Source organism: Hyphomonas sp. (assembly GCF_036964145.1).
In the GTDB taxonomy this organism is placed as follows: domain Bacteria; phylum Pseudomonadota; class Alphaproteobacteria; order Caulobacterales; family Hyphomonadaceae; genus Hyphomonas.
Genome location: NZ_JBALUC010000002.1, coordinates 204,134 through 218,701, shown reverse-complemented (window position 1 = coordinate 218,701; position 14,568 = coordinate 204,134). Strand labels below are relative to the sequence as shown.

The 14,568-nt window shown below is 57.9% G+C and carries 9 protein-coding genes and 1 pseudogene; 5 read left to right on the top strand and 5 right to left on the bottom strand.

Annotated features, from left to right (window positions below):
* Positions 1 to 177: 177 nt before the first annotated feature.
* Positions 178 to 927, bottom strand: a complete 750-nt coding sequence (locus V7660_RS06130; protein WP_335602241.1) for an SDR family oxidoreductase — start codon at positions 925 to 927, stop codon at positions 178 to 180.
* A gap of 876 nt (positions 928 to 1,803) precedes the next feature.
* Here V7660_RS06130 and V7660_RS06125 point away from each other — a divergent pair.
* Positions 1,804 to 1,962, top strand: coding sequence for a hypothetical protein (locus tag V7660_RS06125; RefSeq protein ID WP_335602890.1), 159 nt, complete (start codon positions 1,804 to 1,806; stop codon positions 1,960 to 1,962).
* A gap of 95 nt (positions 1,963 to 2,057) precedes the next feature.
* Here the strand turns inward: V7660_RS06125 and V7660_RS06120 are convergent.
* Positions 2,058 to 2,162 (bottom strand): annotated as a pseudogene (locus tag V7660_RS06120) (DUF2274 domain-containing protein); the annotation flags it as partial.
* Between the two features lie 45 nt (positions 2,163 to 2,207).
* A complete protein-coding gene (locus V7660_RS06115; protein ID WP_335602240.1) occupies positions 2,208 to 4,517 on the bottom strand; it encodes a Tex family protein in 2,310 nt (769 codons plus the stop codon).
* A gap of 737 nt (positions 4,518 to 5,254) precedes the next feature.
* Between V7660_RS06115 and V7660_RS06110 the strand changes: the two genes are divergently transcribed.
* The 3 genes from V7660_RS06110 (at position 5,255) to V7660_RS06100 (ending at position 10,982) form a co-directional block, all read left to right on the top strand.
* Complete coding sequence (locus V7660_RS06110) at positions 5,255 to 7,177, top strand: SDR family oxidoreductase (RefSeq protein WP_335602239.1); 1,923 nt, start codon at positions 5,255 to 5,257, stop codon at positions 7,175 to 7,177.
* A gap of 39 nt (positions 7,178 to 7,216) precedes the next feature.
* Positions 7,217 to 8,527, top strand: coding sequence for a class-III pyridoxal-phosphate-dependent aminotransferase (locus tag V7660_RS06105; RefSeq protein ID WP_335602238.1), 1,311 nt, complete (start codon positions 7,217 to 7,219; stop codon positions 8,525 to 8,527).
* Between the two features lie 163 nt (positions 8,528 to 8,690).
* Entirely contained in the window at positions 8,691 to 10,982 is a 2,292-nt protein-coding gene (locus V7660_RS06100; RefSeq protein ID WP_335602237.1) for a TonB-dependent receptor, read from the top strand.
* Here the strand turns inward: V7660_RS06100 and V7660_RS06095 are convergent.
* On the bottom strand, positions 10,976 to 12,097 hold the full coding sequence (locus tag V7660_RS06095) for an AraC family transcriptional regulator (protein ID WP_335602236.1): 1,122 nt from the start codon (positions 12,095 to 12,097) through the stop codon (positions 10,976 to 10,978). The two genes, V7660_RS06100 and V7660_RS06095, sit on opposite strands and share 7 nt — an antisense overlap.
* Positions 12,098 to 12,490: 393 nt before the next feature.
* On the bottom strand, positions 12,491 to 13,255 hold the full coding sequence (locus tag V7660_RS06090; RefSeq protein WP_335602235.1) for a helix-turn-helix transcriptional regulator: 765 nt from the start codon (positions 13,253 to 13,255) through the stop codon (positions 12,491 to 12,493).
* 74 nt (positions 13,256 to 13,329) lie between these two features.
* Between V7660_RS06090 and V7660_RS06085 the strand changes: the two genes are divergently transcribed.
* Positions 13,330 to 14,511 carry an acyl-CoA dehydrogenase family protein gene (locus tag V7660_RS06085; RefSeq protein ID WP_335602234.1) on the top strand — a complete coding sequence of 394 codons (1,182 nt, stop codon included), beginning with the start codon at positions 13,330 to 13,332 and terminating at the stop codon, positions 14,509 to 14,511.
* Positions 14,512 to 14,568 lie beyond the last annotated feature (57 nt).

The window sequence follows — 14,568 nt, the reverse complement described above, 5'->3', positions numbered from 1 at the left end:
ACTTCCAACTGCGCGTCGTCCATTCGTCCGGTTTATGGCGGTTCGGCTCCGCAGCGCATAATGAAGGCCATTTTGACACACCGGAGCTTAACATATCCGCAGGCCAGAAATTTCTGGTCAGGTGCCCGGTCCGCGCCTGTCAGGAACACATCCTGTCTCTCGATGAGGAGGTGGAGATCAGGGGCGGAGCACCTGCCCACCATCTACACACCAGGTCTGTCCGGTCACCCATGATGCGTCATCTGACAGGAGGAAGAGGGCAGAATTCACAATGTCCTGTGTGTCGCCAATGCGGGATAATGGCATCTGGGCGAGCAGCATCTTCAGGACGTCCGGCGGGACATTGTTCTGTGTTGCTTCAGTGTCAGTCGGCCCTGGCGCAATCGCGTTGACCCGGATGTTCTTCGCGCCCAATTCCTTCGCGAGTGCAATCGTCAGACCGTTCACGCCGAGTTTTGCCAACCCATAGTATCCACCCGCCGACCAGGCTGCTGAGGAGGACTGGTTGAGGATGACCCCACCGCCACGTTCCGCCATCGTCTTGTGAACGGCCCGGGCCATAAGCAGTATGCCGTTCATGTTCACGTCCATGAATTTCTTGTAGTAGGCCAGATCGACATCCATCCACGGCGCACGCATCATGTTTGCGAAGATCGCAGCATTGTTGACGAGAAGATCGATGCCGCCGAATGCCTTGCACGCGCTTTCAGCGACCGCGATGGTCGAGCTTTCCGAGCTCACATCGGTTTCAGCAAACAGTGCCTTTCCGCCAGCGTCAGTAATCGAATCCGCGACTCTCTTACCGGTTTCGGGGTTGAGTTCTGCAATGATTACCGCGGCGCCTTCTTTGGCGAGCGCACGGGCATAATGCGCGCCAATACCCTGACCGGCGCCCGTGACAATTGCTACTTTATCTGTGAATCGCATGGGTGCTCCATTCTCATGTGCCGGGCCTCCGGCCTGATCTATCGGCCAGTGGAGAGGAAAGTACCAATTCCGATTCATATGACCTGGCGGCGAGAGCGCATAAATCGCAGGGCGCAAACGCGTCATCGGGGGGCGGAATATATGCAGGGCTATTCGTTGCGGACAAGAAGAAGGCATGTGGACGGAAGTCAGCCCCCTGTAGAGACGCCACCACTCAAGCATCGTCAGCGATCTGCCGACGGTGTCCGCGTCCCTATATCAACCCAGCCCGGCAATACCTGGACGGGTTCATCCAGTTGTGACCAGATTCTGCGAAAAACTGTGCTGGATTCGATTGCCTATACTCGGGTGAGGAAAATACGAGCTCCCTGTGCGAATTCGATCCGGGACCGGGCCCCATATCTGAAACGGCGACTTTCTCAAATAATTGTCCACTTTCAGGGGAGCAGACCAATTTGCTCTGCAGGTCGGGTGCAGGGTCTGATAGACGATGTTCCTACTATGCAGGAGTTTGTCTACGATATCATTTCTGATGAAGAGTCGATCCTTCCTGGACGTCTGAATGGAATGATAATCTGAGTAACGCGGAGGCATGGTGTCTGCTCAGGACAATCAAATGCTGGCATATCATCTGTGTGAACTGAAATGAATATTGCTGCACATTTTGCTGCACATTTTGCTGCACACGAATTTCAATTACACATTAAAATCAAACACTTATGATAGTCTGACATGACGGAGCAAGGACTTCCTCTCCGCCAGCCTGCCTCTCGCAAGTTCCCGATGTGTCCCTGAATATACTGAAATTATTTGGTATTTGGGAGGGTCCATGTTCTCGAGAATCTTGATTTTCTGCACAAAAGGATTCGAACATGCATGATCGCAGCTGGCGTAGATGACTGTATCCGCCGGGACCTGTTCGACTATGTCGAACCCCGGATCGTCAAGCTTGAGGGCGAAATAAGGCGACTCGCCATCCTTGCTCTCCGCGCACAAGGCCGCGCCGAATTCTGCGGCCCGGCGAAGATCCGGTAGTCCGGACCGGTCTCTGCCTTGTCGGTCACCCTAGCCCATCTGGGCCTTCGCATGTCTCTTTTGCTGGCTCTGGCATGAAGGGCCTTGCGGGCCCGCTTGAACCCGGCATCCGAGCTGAGGAACATCTCCTGTATGACGGGCACCAGGGTTTCGGGTTTCTCTTGCGCGCCATAGGTTTCGACATAGATCGGTGCCCCCAAACTCAGCGCGGTCGGAAGGAGGCATCGGTCAGGTTGGCACCCATTTCAAGGTTTCAGGGTTTTCAGCACATCGAAGGGGCTGCTCGTGTGCGGCTGGGCGGCCGGTTTGCCAGCTTTGCGGGCTGGCGCTGAGGGGGACTTTCGGGACGCAGGGCGTGCGACGGCGTCGGCAGGGGATTTCATGCTGAGGCTGATCCGCTTCTGCTCGATATCCACTTCCAGGACCCGCACCTGTACGACGTCGCCCGCCTTGACCACATCGCGCGGGGAGTCGACGAAACGATCCGATAGCTGGGAAATGTGGACCAGCCCGTCCTGATGGACCCCGATATCCACAAAGGCGCCGAAGGCGGTCACATTCGTCACGACGCCTTCCAGTTTCATGCCAGGATCGAGGTCGGTGATCGCATGCACGCCGTCCTTGAAGCTGGCTGTCTGGAAATCCGGCCGTGGATCGCGGCCGGGTTTTTCCAGTTCGGCGATAACGTCCCTCACGGTCGGGACCCCGAAGACCTGATCGGCAAAATCCTCTGGCTTGAGCCGCGACAGGACAGGCTTGTTGCCAATCAGGGATTTGACCGTTTGCCCGGTCGCCTTCGCAATCTTTTCCACAAGGGGGTAGGATTCCGGGTGGACGGCGGAGCCGTCGAGCGGATCCCTGCCATCCACAATCCGCAGGAAGCCGGCCGATTGTTCGAAGCTCTTGGCGCCCATGCGGGCCACTTTCATGAGCTGCCTGCGGGTCTGGAAGGGCCCGTTCTGGTCACGGAAGGCGACGATATTGCTGGCCAGGGTCGCGTTGAGGCCGGAGACATGGGTGAGCAGGGGGGCAGAGGCGGTGTTGACGTCCACCCCCACCGCATTCACGCAATCCTCGACGACCGCGTCCAGGGAGCGGGCTAGGGCGTTTTGGTCGACATCATGCTGGTACTGGCCCACCCCAATGGCCTTGGGATCAATCTTGACGAGTTCCGCGAGCGGGTCCTGCAGGCGCCGGGCAATCGAGACCGCGCCGCGCAGGCTGACATCAAGGCCTGGAAATTCGTCGGCGGCCAGCTGTGAGGCAGAATAGACCGAAGCCCCGGCTTCGGACACCATGAGGCTTGCAAGTTTGAGGTCAGGGGCCGTCTTGCCCAGTTCGGCCACGAGCGCATCGGTTTCCCGGCCTGCCGTGCCGTTTCCGACCCCGACAAGATCGACCCCATGCTTGGCGGCGAGCCGTGCCATCACGGCCAGGGCGCCGGCCCGGTCATTGCGCGGTGCATGAGGATAGACCGTGGCGGTGTCGAGCAGTTTTCCGGTCGCATCAACGACGGCAATCTTGCACCCGGTGCGGATGCCCGGATCGATGCCCATGACGGTCTTCTTCCCGGCCGGCGCGGCCAGGAGCAAATCCTTCAGATTGCCGGAAAAGACTTGGATGGCCTCGGTCTCGGCGCGGGCCTTCAGCCTTGCCAGGGAGTCAGACGCGCCGGATTTGGCGAGCTTGGTCGACCAGGCTTTTTCCGCCGTGTCCTGCATCCAGCGATGCCCCGCACGGCCAGACGCAGGCAGGCTGAATTCCTGACAGATGCGGGCGATGGCCTGACGCGGCGTATCCGCCTTGCGCGCCTGGAGTCCGACGCCCACTTTCAGCACGCCCTCCTTTTCCCCGCGCAGCATGGCGAGCGCGCGGTGCGAGGGCATTTTCTCGAGGGGTTCGGCAAACTCGGCATAGTCCCGGAATTTCTCCGCCTGCTTGCCCTTGACGAGGCGCGATCTCAGCTCACCTGCGGTCCAGACGGTCTCGCGGGCATGGCGCGCCAGGCTCGGCGTCTCGGCCATCCGTTCAATGAGGATGTCGCGTGCGCCTTCCAGCGCCGCTGCCACGGTCGCGACCCCTGTCGCGGAGTCCATGAAGGCAGCCGCGAGGGTTTCCGGATCGCCTGCACAGGCGAGCAGCTTGTCCGCCAGGGGCTCAAGCCCCTGTTCGCGGGCGATCATCGCCCGGGTCCGGCGCCTCGGCTTGTAGGGGCGATACAGGTCTTCCAGCTCGACCTTGCTCTCGGCCGCCCACAGGGCGCGTTCCAGGGGTGGCGTCAGCTTTCCCTGTTCGGAAACAGACGCCAGAATGGTCTCGCGCCGCGCCTGCAACTCGGTCAGATAGGCAAACCGTTCGGCCAGCTTTCGCAATTGGGTATCATCCAGGCCGCCCGTACGTTCCTTGCGGTAGCGGGCGATGAAGGGAATGGTCGCGCCCTCCTCGATCAGGGCAATGGTGGCCTCGACCTGCGCCGCGCGCACACCGAGATCGCGCGCAATGATCTGCGCCAGAGGGAAGGAAACAGGCAAATCAGGCAGCTTCACGGCAGGCATAGACAGGCAATCCTTGCAGGAGACAGGTTCAGGAAGACATGCAGCCCGCCGGAGCGTCACTGCAAGCCCCGCATCTTGAAGATCAAGGTTAACCAAGTCTTGCGACAGCCATGCCGACGGCCAGAAACTCAGATGCCGCCCTCAGCTCATGTCTGTTATGGGCGCAAAAGCAGATGTCAGAAATAGCGATTGCCTATCCAAAATCGGCAATCCTTGATCAACCTCCCTGCGGTGATCGCCAATTCCAGCAGGGCTGTTCGCATAATGCGTCACGCTCAGGTGACGTAGGGCTAATGGAGTTTGAACCGATAGAGATTCCTCAAGCTCGCGAACCGTAATGAGGCGCGAGGGCCTATACTTCCGCTGACCGGGTCTGGCTGCCTTTCTACAAGCCCGACCCGATCTCCGGCTAAGCTCTCTCACGCTGCCGTTCGTCATCTGACGTTCTTCGAGAGTGGACCCGCTGTAAGCGTAAGGCGTTCGCAAGCGCTGACCCCGTCTTCACGTCTCGCTTGAGCGGCTCACATTTGTCGAGGCGGCGAGTGGGGATGTCTCCGGTGTGAGATCAAGACCTGTCGCGAATGAAATAATCATTGTCGCCAATTCACAATTGTCGCCAGTGACTCTCCCTTATCGTCCCATCGCATAGTGGCGGCCCTCATCTGGCCGACAGAGACTTATTGATTGCGAGGGCGGCGATGCTGAACTGGATGAAAAACAAGGCCGAAGACAAAAGCATGGAAAGTGCTACCGATCCAGATCTCTTCTACGCCCTGCATCAGAACCAGCAGGTCGAGAGGTTGGAGAAAATCGGTCGCGCAGCGCTAGGTGAGTGGGACATCAACGACGCTGACGTAACGCTTATTAAATACCGGGAGAACGCGGTCTTCAAAGTCGAGCCGGCGAAAGGGGGCCGCTTCGCAATGCGCGTCCACCGCGCCAATTATCATTCAGGCGCCGAACTCGCTTCGGAACTCGTGCTGATGGACGCTCTGCGTCAGGCCGGGATTGCAACGCCTCAACCAATCGCGACCCTGGAGGGGCACCAATTCGTCACCTATCAGCATTCGGAAGTTCCCGAGCCGCGCCAGATCGACATTCTGGGCTGGGTCGATGGCGTTTCTATCGGGGCGATTGAATCCCAATCCGGCAAAGCGGATGATCATTTTCGCGAGAACCATGTGATGGCGGGCCAATTGGCCGCCCAGATCCACAATTTCACCGAGCGCTGGACACCCCCTGCCGGTTTCACGCGCCGGCATTGGGATGAGGAAGGCCTGTTCGGCGATGATGGCCATTTCGGATGCTTCTGGGAATATGAATTGCTCAGCGATGACCAGCGCAGCCTCCTTCTGGACGCCCGCGAGAAGTTGCGCGGCGAGCTTTCCAGTTTTGGCAAAAGTCCAGACCGGTATGGCCTGACGCAAGGGGATTTTCTGCCCGAGAATTTGCTAAAGGAGGGAGACACCCTCCGGATCATAGATTTCGACGACTGTGGCTTCGGCTGGCATCTGATGGATCTGGCAACCTCGCTGTTCTTCCTCGCCGGCACACCGGGTATGGAGACCGCCCTTGAGGGCCTGCTCGAAGGATATCGTTCGCGACGGCCTTTGCCGGATGAGCATCTTGCCTTGCTCCCGGGAATGATTCTGGCGCGAGGCTTCAGTTACATGGCATGGGCACAGAGCCGCGCAGAAACGGAAGCGGCGAAAGAACTTGGTCCAGAGCTCGTCGAAGGTGTCTGTGCGCTGGCTTCCGAGTATCTGGCCGACGCAGCAGCGACACCGCCCACTACCGAAACACGTCCGGCGAGCGCACCGAAGACGCCGCGTCCGCTGGCGGGCAAGGTTGCGCTGATTACCGGGGCACGGTCTGCTCGCGGCATGGGCTTTGCCACCGCCCTCAAGCTGGCTGAAGCAGGTGCCGACATCATCATGACGGCGCGCACCAGCGGTCAGATTGATAACCGGCTGGCCGTCACAGGCGACGAGCGGTTCAAGGCCTTCGAGGATTTGGTGCCTCAGGTGCTGGCCCACAAGGTCAGATGCATGGCACTACCAATGGACGTATCGAATCCTGAGCAGGTCAAGGCGGTCGTTGCCAGTGCGGTCGAAACCTTTGGTGGTGTGGATATCCTCTTCAACAATGCAGGCACCGCCTTCGCCAGTGCCTTCACCGAGACGACATCGGAAGAGTTCCAGAATGCCTTCAATATCAACGTCATGGGAATGATTGAGGTCAGTCAGGCAATAATCACATCGATGATTGAGAGGGGCGGGGGCAATATCATAAACAATGCCTCCATCTACGGTCTCGGAGCTGCCCCGTTTGTCTCGGCTTATGTGATGACCAAGCACGCGATTGTCGGCCTGACCAAGACCATGGCGCTGGAGCTCGGCGAATCTGGCATTCGCGTGAACGCGGTCTGTCCGGGCATGGTGCTGACGGAAATGGGCGACAAGGAATACGAAATGATCGCTGGTCTCGAAGGATGTTCCTTTGAGGAGGCGAGGGATGCCTTGGCCCAGCAGAATGCCCTGAAACGGGGAGCCCAGCCAGAAGAGGTCGCCAACGTGGTGACCTTCCTCGCGACCGACTCGGCTTCTTTCATGACGGGCGTCGCGCTTCCAATTTCGGCCGGCCAGCCAGCCGGGTTGTGATCTCGATTTCCCAATTTTCGCAATTCAAGGATGCACACGATGACGAGCCGTAACGAGACCGTTCAGCTGCACGAGACCTATCTCTCCAAGCACAAGCTTCCCCTTTTTCGCCAGTTTGGCTGGGATGTGGTGGAAGGCAAGCGGGAGGGTGTCTTCTTCTGGGACCTTGATGGTAAACGCTATTTCGACTGCCATGTCTGCGGCGGTGTCTACAATCTCGGCCACCGCAACCCGAAAGTGGTCAAGGCCGTACGCGACGCGCTCGACCATCTCGATCTCGGCAATCATCATCTGATGTCGTCGGAGCGCTCGCGCCTTGCCAAAAAGCTGGTCGAGTCAGCCGGGCAGACATCCTCCGGCGAGCGCATGGGGCGGGTAGTCTTTTCGTCTGGCGGTGGCGAGGCCATGGATTTCGCGTTCAAGATGGCCAAAGGCTATACCGGAAGGTCGACCATACTCTGCCTTGAAGGCGGCTATCATGGCCATACCGGGCTCTCCATGGGCGCAGGCGACGAGAAGTATACTGATGCCTGGAACTACAAGCCCGAAGGGTTCGTGAAGGTCAGCCTGGAAGACCTCGACAGGATCGAGACGTTCTTCGACGAGCATACGGCTGCCGTTTCCCTGGAGACGATCCCGGCAACACTGGGTATGAACGTCATCCCCAGACAGACGATGCAACACATCCGCAAAGTCACGCATGAGCATGGTATTCTGCTGATCCTTGATGAAATTCAGACCGGTTGCGGACGCTCGGGCCGCACCTGGGCCTTCCAGCATTATGACATCATGCCGGACATCTTCGCCACCGGCAAAGGTTTGTCGGGCGGCATCTATCCTATCGCAGCGACCGTCTACAGGGATGAGATGGAACGGGTCTACGAGCAGAATCCGATGATCCACTTCTCGTCCTTCGGTGGCAGCGAAATAGGATGCGCCGCCGCTGAAACCGTGATCGACCATGCGACGGATCCTGACTTCCTGGCACATGTGAACGCGCTGTCCGGCTTTTTCCGGCATGCGGTGGATGGCCTGTCCGAACGGTCCAACAAGGTGGCCGGACTGCGTCAGATCGGGATGTTCCAGGCAATCGAGTTTGTTGATGTCTCGACCTGCATTTCGGCCGTCGCGCGCCTGAACGCAAATGGAGTCTTTTGTGTCTTCTCCAATAATGACCGGGTCTGTGCGCAGTTCATGCCGCCCCTCATCATGACCATGGAGGAGGCTGAAGAGTTGATGGGACTGGTCGAGCAGAGCATCAATGAGGCGGGCGCACTCGATCTGGCATCATCAGATTACTTCAGCACACAGATGGAACCCCGTATCCGAAACGTCAATCGCCACCTTTAGGGGCAGCCATGCGGAAATTGGGTTCAAATCCTGCCTGTCAGTCGCATTTGGACGATCTGTTGTCGCAATATTCCTAATCCCCCCAGTCCAACCAATCGTAGCCTTTCCTCGTGGCGTCCATGGGACTGGGGTGGGCGCAGAAACCAAACAAGGGGTCTTTAATATGTACAGGATTGTTCATTTGCTGAGTGCTGCGGTCCTCGCCCTGGCACCTTCCGTTCTCGCGCAGGCGCAGGAGCCCGAAACGCCCGTGGAAGAAGAGGCGATCAACCGGCTCAGCACGGTTACCATCACCGCGCAGAAGCGGGAGCAATCGCTGCAGGAGGTCGGAATATCGGTTACAGCGTACACCGGCGAGCAGCTGAATGATGCGAACCTGTCTGATTCAAACGACCTTGCCCGGCTCGTACCGGGTCTGAATATCGGTCTGCCGACCGGCGCCGGAAACCAGCCAGCCATCTTCCTTCGGGGGATCGGTCTGAACGACTTCGCGACAAACAATCTTGGCCCAGTCGGGGTCTATGTCGACGACCTGTTCATATCCTCGCCCGGCGCGCAGGTGATGCAGGTCTTCGACCTGGCGCGGGTTGAAGTGCTCAAGGGCCCGCAGGGCACGCTCTACGGCCGCAACACAACTGGCGGCGCGATAAAGTTCGTGACCGCCCGGCCCACCAACACGGTTGAGGCTGGCCTGACGGGGCAGTATGCCGAATTCGGCACCACGAAAGTAACTGGTTTCCTCTCCGGACCAGTGTCGAGCGCAGTGCGCGGCAGGGTGGCGTTCGAGAAGAATGACTCTGACGGATACATTACAAACCGGTTTGACGGGTCGGATGCCGGCGGAACCGACAATCTGTCCTTTCGCGGCCTGCTCGACGTCGACTTCTCTGCCAACCTTTCAGGCCAGTTCGGCGTTTATGGGTCTGTCATTGATCAGCCGGGGCCACGCTATCGCAGCCAGGGCGTACTCAGTCCGCTCGATGCCGCGACACCGTGTGATACACCGGCCATTATCGTCAATGATTGCGTGAATGTGCTCGGCTTTCAGAACCCTGACGGTTTCTACGCCGTCGATCAGAACACACCGGCACACCTGGATGCCGACAGCTACGCCGCCCAGGCCAAACTGGTTTGGGAGTTCGACGGTTTCAGCATCGCCTCGATCACTGGCTATCAGTCACTGGACAAGGTCTTTCTCGAGGACAGTGACTCTTCGCCTGCGAATATCCTGACGGTTCAGTATGGCGTGGACTCCGAGGACATTAGTGAGGAGATTCAGATCTCAGGCGGCCAGGACAGGTTAAACTGGTTGCTGGGCGGGTTCTATTCCAATTCCACACTCGATCAGGACCAGCGCCTGGATCTCTACAAGGCGTTCCGTCCACTGATTGAGTCGGTCGATCCGCAAGCATATCCAGACGGATTCGACCCGGCTGGCGCCGCGATCGGCGTACCAGCGCTCGACTACCGCACGGTGAATAGTCTGGAAACAACAGTCTACGCCCTCTTCGGCCAAGCCGATTATGAGTTCACCGAAAAGTGGCGGGGCACACTCGGTCTTCGCTACACCAAGGAAGACAGGGACTTCACGCAGGCAGCGAGCTTCGATGAAGCCGCACTGGGTGCGATTCCCCTTTTCGAATTCAGTGACGAGCAGAGCGATGAAGAAATATCCTGGAAGCTCGGGCTCGACTATCTGCCCTATGAGGGCGGCCTGCTCTATGCCAGCGTCGCCAATGGCTTCAAGGGCGGTGGCTATAATGGCGGCTTCCTGTTCGACGTTAGTGAGCAGAAGCCTTACGATCCGGAAACGGTGACCGCTTATGAGGTGGGTTTGAAAACAGACCTCGCCGACGGCTTGGCGCGCCTCAACGCAGCTGTTTTCTACAATGACTACAGCGACATGCAGATCTTTACCGTTGTCTCGGGCGGCGGTCCGGTCGCGTTCCAGGTGCTCGACAATGCGGCCAATGCCGTGACGCAGGGGGCCGAGATCGAGTTGACCGCACTGCCAGCTGAAGGGCTGAACCTCTCCCTCGGCCTCGCTTATCTCGATACAGAACTCAAGGACTATCAGACCGAAAGTGGGGTCGATTTCTCTGGAAACGCACTGGTCCAGGCGCCGGAATGGAGCGCCAATGGCACGGTCCGGTATGAGCGACCTCTCTTCGGGTCACTCCGTTACTCTGCACAGGTTGATTTCAGCTTCCAGGACCAAGTCTATTTCACCTCCGACAATACCGAGCCGCTCTCACAGGATGCGTATTGGCTTTGGAACGCTCAGGTCGGGGTGGAAAGCAACTCGGGACGCTGGCATGCAGCCCTGTTCGCTAAGAACATTGGCGGTGAAGAGTATTACTCGCACGGTTTCGATCTGGTCGACACAATCGGTGCGAACCAGCTGATGCTCGGAGCGCCCAGTCAGATCGGGGTAGAGCTGGGCGTACGTTATTGATCGCCAGCGTCGCCGACCCGGTCTTTCCCTTGCGCCTCGCGAAACCGTGACGGTGTCATGCCTGTCTGCTTCCTGAAGGCCTTGATGAAGGCACTCGTGTCGCAATAACCCAGCAGGTAGGCAATTTCACTGATCGACATGGACGTTTCTGTGAGGTGGTGGGTGCCGGTTTCGTGCCGGACCCGCTCCAGAAGGCCGGTAAAACTGACGCCTTTTTGCTTGAGTCTGCGCTGCATCGTGCGCGTCTGGAGCCCCATGACTCCAGCGATATTCTCGAGGGTCGCCGTACCCCGCGGAAGAAACTGGCGGATATGGTAGACGACATCGCCCTCAAGGCTTTCGCTTTTAGGCACGGCGGATGCCATGTCCCGCAGATGGCGCTTGATGACCGGGAAGAGTTGCAGATCCGCGAACGCGATCCGCTTATTCTCATAGATGCGGGGATAGAAAATCGCATTTGTCGGCTGATTGAAGAGGGGTCGTACACCCAACACATGCTCGTATGCATCCATGCCTGCGATGGGATCATGCTCAAAGAAGACATCAGACGGCGTTACCGGACGCTCGTTCAGCCGGTCGACGATGTTTTTTACATATGAAATTGAAAACTCGGCGTCTTGCGCCCGGTCCTCCACAGCTGGATGGGTAATCGCATATTCAACACCGATATCGTCTTTCGTCAGGCGGAACGCGAAATGCGTCCCGGTCTGCCAGATGGTGGCATGAGAGACGACATTTCTGAGCGCATCGCCAATCGTCGGAGAATTGAGCACGAGATAGCCGAAGGCCCCCCAGCGAGCCGGATCCTGGCGGCCCCCCACATTCAAACCGATTGTTGCGCATTGAGTCGTCTCTTCAGCGACCTTGAGAAGACGGGTGAACTTCGCCAGTTCAATCATCTGGTAAGGATCGCTCGAAACCCTGACATCGATACCTGCATCGAGGAAGACCGGTTCAGCTTCCAATCCACATTTCCGAATAAAAGCCGCGATATCACCCGTGGCAGCCGCACTGACGACGGGTATAGAGGAGGTTGCGCCTATGTCTTTCATAATCCGAACTCGTCTTTCACGGCTTGTGGAATGGAAAACCACACAGGGCTTCCAGTCCAGCAATAACTCCGTCTTCGCCTAACTTATCTTCCCACCGCACACGAAAGTGTCGAACACGTCTTGGAGGTTGTGGGCCACTAACGAAGGAGGTGCCGGTGGAAGTTCAGCGCTCTCATCATTGCTGATGATGAGATTTGGCATGTTTCATAATTTTCTCATCAGCGCCCGCTTCCGGGATTTTTCTGACAACCACTGTGGGCGCAAAACGAGACATAAATTATCTACATTTATCCGGGCATAATTTGCTCATGCTAGCGGGCGGGCGTAAGCGTTGACCTGCTTGGACTCGATCGGGAAGCTAAGAAAATGTTATGAGGAGTCAACTTGCTAGCCGGGCCGTTAGGCAGACTCTCTTAAGGCCTCCACTGAGTAGCCTTGAAAAGATACGTGACGGGACTAGGCGCTCCGACCGATATAGCCCAAGCTGGTTGCGACACGGACGGCTTGGGCTCGACCGGAAACCGACAGCTTTTGCCCTGCATTGGTCAGGTGAAACCGAATCGTGGGGATGGATATTCCCATGATTGTCGCGATCTCGCTGTCAGTCTTGCCGATGGCGGCCCATTTCAGGCACTGAATTTCTCTGCGTGTCAGATCGACCAGTTCTGGGAGGGCAATATGTGAGTCATTTTCCCTGTAGGCGGAGAGAAATTTGAGCGTCAGTTGATGCATGCTTGCAGCGTGCGTCCTGAATGTTTGCGCAATGTCGGACACTGCCTCATTGGCCGCCCAGACGATCGCGCCAAGCACGCCGTAAGGCATGTAGCATGGACAGATGATGGCACTGGCAACTTCATACGCATCATAATCAGCGTTCTGGTTGAAGACGTCCAAAGCGCGGTTCGGCCGCCAGCTCCTCAATGTTTCGCCATCGAAGTAAAATGGTTCCGCCGAAATTCTGGCTGCCTGGATAAAGCCTGACCGGAGCGCGAATGTACGGTCATCCCAGTAGTGAAGATTCGGATCGAACCATTTGAACAGGCTCGAGGCGTAAGGCGTGCCCTCTTGATCGCGCATGGGGTTGGGATCGCTGACATCTGCAGAGGCGGCAATGTAGGGAAGACCTGAACGCTGCCCAATCTGGACAACTTCCATTGCCAGATTGTGGACGTCATTGTCGGTGGAGCCTGAACCGGCTTCCGAGGGAGGAGAAGGTTTCATACCTATTGGTTCTGGTAGCTTGAGCCTTGGCAGTCGTACTCGCTAGAGTTTCAGGCCAATACAGGAGATATTGGATGAATCTGGGCCTATCTGAAAAAGATATCGCTTTCCGCGAGGAAGTGCGAGCTTTCCTTCGCGACAATCTTACGCCTGAGCTAGCCGCCGCTGGTAGAAAGGCGACGAGTGTTTTTGTGGAGCCTGAGTACACGCTCGCCTGGCAAAAGAAGTTGCACACGCAAGGCTGGGCGGCGCCGAGTTGGCCGCAAGAGTATGGCGGACCCGGCTGGACAGAAATGCAGCGCTACATCTTTGCCTCGGAATGCGCCATTGCCGGAGCGCCCCCACTGGCCCCCATGGGCCTGAACATGGTTGGCCCCTGCATCATCGGATATGGCACACCGGACCAGAAGGCATTTTTCCTGCCACGCCTGTTGGCGGGGAAGGACTATTGGTGCCAAGGATATTCGGAACCGCAATCAGGGTCCGATCTGGCGTCTCTGTCTCTCAAGGCAGAACGGGATGGTGACCACTATGTGCTCAATGGATCAAAGATCTGGACGACGCACGCGCATCACGCAAACCGCATGTTCTGTCTCGTGCGAACCGACACCACAGGTAAACCCCAGCAAGGAATCACCTTCCTTCTGCTAGAGATGTCGGCGCCCGGCATAACCGTCGATCCGATCATTACATTGGCGGGTGAGCATGAATTGAACCAGGTCTTCTTTGATGACGTCCGCGTACCGGTGTCAGGCAGGCTTGGGGAGGAAAATGATGGCTGGACCGTTGCGAAATACCTGCTGGAGTTCGAACGCAGTGGCGGATCGTCGGCCGGACTTGAGGCGGCGCTGAATCGACTTCGTGCCCATGTTCTGGAAAGCGGCCTCGAAGAGCCGGGATTACGAGCCCGGCTTGAGACAGCCGCCATTCTGCTCGACGCCATCCGTGTGACCGAGCAGCGCATCGTGGCATCGCTCAGCGCGGGGCGACCGCCGGGCCCAGCCGCATCGATGCTCAAGGTTCAAAGAACGGAGATGATGCAGAAGATCGACGAACTAGCAATCGAGGCTGCGGGTCCCCATGCGGCTGTTCATGAGCCAGTGACTTGGCATCCGGAATCCAATCTGGATCCGGTCGGGCCAGAAGCCCTGAGTGTCGCTACCGCGAAATACTTCAACAATCGCGCGGGCTCTATCTATGGGGGCTCGAACGAAGTCCAGCGCAACATCATGGCCAAGGCCGTTCTTGGTCTCTGAACCGGACCTATCAACCTTGATAGCTTGCCGGGCATGGTCCTTTCCGGGGAACCTTTG

Bases quoted from the DNA above. Each gene is read 5' to 3' on its own strand.
- V7660_RS06130 (WP_335602241.1), bottom strand. From the start codon at position 927: ATGCGATTCACAGATAAAGTAGCAATTGTCACGGGCGCCGGTCAGGGT.
- V7660_RS06125 (WP_335602890.1), top strand. From the start codon at position 1,804: ATGATCGCAGCTGGCGTAGATGACTGTATCCGCCGGGACCTGTTCGAC.
- V7660_RS06115 (WP_335602240.1), bottom strand. From the start codon at position 4,517: ATGCCTGCCGTGAAGCTGCCTGATTTGCCTGTTTCCTTCCCTCTGGCG.
- V7660_RS06110 (WP_335602239.1), top strand. From the start codon at position 5,255: ATGGAAAGTGCTACCGATCCAGATCTCTTCTACGCCCTGCATCAGAAC.
- V7660_RS06105 (WP_335602238.1), top strand. From the start codon at position 7,217: ATGACGAGCCGTAACGAGACCGTTCAGCTGCACGAGACCTATCTCTCC.
- V7660_RS06100 (WP_335602237.1), top strand. From the start codon at position 8,691: ATGTACAGGATTGTTCATTTGCTGAGTGCTGCGGTCCTCGCCCTGGCA.
- V7660_RS06090 (WP_335602235.1), bottom strand. From the start codon at position 13,255: ATGAAACCTTCTCCTCCCTCGGAAGCCGGTTCAGGCTCCACCGACAAT.
- V7660_RS06085 (WP_335602234.1), top strand. From the start codon at position 13,330: ATGAATCTGGGCCTATCTGAAAAAGATATCGCTTTCCGCGAGGAAGTG.